This window comes from Mesorhizobium sp. M2A.F.Ca.ET.037.01.1.1 (assembly GCF_003998075.1).
Lineage (GTDB): Bacteria > Pseudomonadota > Alphaproteobacteria > Rhizobiales > Rhizobiaceae > Mesorhizobium.
In genome coordinates this window covers 1-2347 of the sequence record NZ_RZSA01000991.1, presented here as the reverse complement: position 1 = coordinate 2347, position 2347 = coordinate 1, and the positions used below count along the sequence as shown (strand labels likewise).

2 protein-coding genes, 1 other RNA gene and 1 pseudogene are annotated in these 2347 nt (G+C 65.4%); 2 read left to right on the top strand and 2 right to left on the bottom strand.

All coding sequences use genetic code 11. The annotated features are described in order from the left end of the window. A partial coding sequence (locus EOA27_RS32380; RefSeq protein WP_127258282.1) for a DNA polymerase III subunit gamma/tau occupies positions 1–1256 on the bottom strand: 1256 nt, incomplete at its 3' end. Positions 1257–1362: 106 nt separating this feature from the next. Then, positions 1363–1459, bottom strand: an RNA gene (gene ffs / locus EOA27_RS32375) — signal recognition particle sRNA small type. A gap of 181 nt (positions 1460–1640) precedes the next feature. On the opposite strand from ffs, the gene EOA27_RS32370 reads away from it, so the two are divergent. Together EOA27_RS32370 and EOA27_RS32365 are read left to right on the top strand one after the other, a co-directional pair. Continuing rightward, positions 1641–2060: an HIT family protein gene (locus tag EOA27_RS32370; RefSeq protein ID WP_112127995.1), complete on the top strand. Its 420-nt coding sequence runs from the start codon at positions 1641–1643 to the stop codon at positions 2058–2060. A 34-nt stretch (positions 2061–2094) separates the two neighbouring features. Continuing rightward, positions 2095–2347, top strand: a pseudogene (locus tag EOA27_RS32365) (NADH pyrophosphatase); the annotation flags it as partial.

Below are 2347 nucleotides of genomic sequence, written 5' to 3'. Positions count from 1 at the left end.
CCGCCATTGCCTGGATTTGCCGGTGCGCCATTGGCGCGCGGCGCGCCATTCGGCAGAGGACCCGCGCCTTCCAGCGATTTCAGCGCCTCGTCCAGCGTCGGCAGATCGGCGGCATGCGCCAGCCTGATCAGCACCATCTCGCCGGCGCTGACCGGCCGGTTGGAGGACTGCACCTCGGGAATGCCCTTGAGCAGCATCTGCCAGGTCCGCGACAGCACGCGCACCGAGAGCGTGCCTGCGAATTCGGCGCCGCGCCGGCGCTCGTCCTCGGAAAGCGACGCATCGTCGGCCGCGGCCGGCACGAAGCGCAGGCGGGTGACGAGGTGGTTGAACTCGGCAAGGTCGGTGAGCACGGCGGCCGGATCGGCGCCGGTGTCGTATTGCGCGCGGAACTCGGCGAGCGCCGCCGCGACGTCGCCCTTCATGACGTGCTCGAACAGGTCGATGATGCGGGCGCGGTCGGCGAGGCCGAGCATTGCGCGCACCGCATCGGCGCTGACGGTGCCGCTGCCATGGGCGATCGCCTGATCGAGAATGGACAGCGAATCGCGCGCCGAGCCTTCGGCGGCGCGCGCGATCATGGCGAGCGCGTCGTCGTCGACGGAAATGCCTTCCTTGGCGGCAATCGAGGACAGATGCCCGACCAGCGCGCCGGCATCGATGCGCCTCAAATCGAAGCGCTGGCAGCGCGACAGGACCGTGATCGGCACCTTGCGGATCTCGGTCGTGGCGAAGATGAATTTGACGTGCGGCGGCGGCTCTTCCAGCGTCTTCAGCAGGCCGTTGAAGGCCTGGGTTGAGAGCATGTGCACTTCGTCGATGATGTAGACCTTGTAGCGGGCCGAGACCGGCGCGTAGCGCACGCGGTCGATGATGTCCCTGATGTCGTCGATGCCGGTGTGCGAGGCGGCGTCCATCTCGATGACGTCGACATGGCGGCCTTCCATGATCGCCTGGCAGTGCTCGCCGGGGACCGAAAGGTCGACGGAGGGCTGGTCGACGGTCGCCGTCTTGTAGTTGAGGGCACGCGCGAGGATGCGCGCTGTCGTCGTCTTGCCGACGCCGCGGACGCCGGTCAGCATCCAGGCCTGGGCGATGCGGCCGGTGGCAAAGGCATTGGTCAGCGTGCGGACCATCGGCTCCTGGCCGATCAGCTCGGAGAAATTCGAGGGACGATATTTACGCGCCAGGACGCGATAGGCGCCGGCCTTACCGGTCTCCAGGCTTTCCGTCCCCAAGTTTCCGGCTTCGCTCATTCGCCGTCAAAAGCTCCCAGGACCGCGACGGAAGGCGGCCGATTCCTGCGCATAGTCTCGCCCGCACGGCTTGGCGCCGTCAATGTCGCGGGAGAAAGGCGAAGAGGTGGGAGGCTGGAACAATGACCCGTTCCGGGCTCGTTAGGGCTGCTTCCTTCCGGACCTGACCCGGTTGGCGAGTGGATCGTCCACCACCAACCTCCCGCGCTCCATATCGGCAATTCAGCGGCGAAATGCAAGGGCAGAGCCGGAGCCTGCGGCCATATGGAGACCGGAAAGTCCCTCAAATCGCCAAGAGCGGTCAATGAATCGCTTGCAGCCACCTTGCCGCCGCTCTAGCGTTCGTTGGTTTGAAGAATGCTACAAGAAACAAAGGAAACGCCCATGCTGCCTGGCCTCAAGGCCGGTTTCACGCTGGACGCCCGTCTGGAGGCGGACAGCGAGCAGCTTATGTGGCTTGGCCTTTGCGAACTCCGATTGATGAATGATCGCCGCTGGCCGTGGCTAGTGCTGGTGCCGCAGCGTCCGGGCATCGAGGAGTTGCACGAAATGACGCCGCTCGACCAGGCGATGCTGACCTTCGAGACCAATATGGTGGCGCAGGCGCTGAAGCGGGTGACCGGCTGCACCAAGATAAACACCGGCGCTCTGGGCAACATCGTGCGCCAGCTGCATGTCCATGTCGTCGCCCGCTCCGAGGGCGACCCCGGCTGGCCGGGTCCGGTCTGGGGGCACGGCATACGCGAACCCTATCAGCGCTCCGATATCAGGCGGTTTGCCGAAACGATCAAGGCGGCGTTATAAGCTGACCAGTGTCCACCAGCATACCTGAGTCCCCATGAGCTTCCGCCTGTTTGACGCGCCTTTGCGCGAGCCGAGCCAGTTTGTCGGGTTCGCCGGCAACCGGATCGACCGGCAGTCCGAGAACCGCGCCGACGACGCGGTCGAAAAGGCGCTGGCCGACCAGACCACGCGGCTTATGCTGATGCATGCCGGCCGGCTTTACCTCAAACTCGACGGCGGCAAATTCGACCCCTGGTTCAACGTGGCCGAGAGCGAGACCTTCGATGTCTCGCTCGACCGTGGCGTGC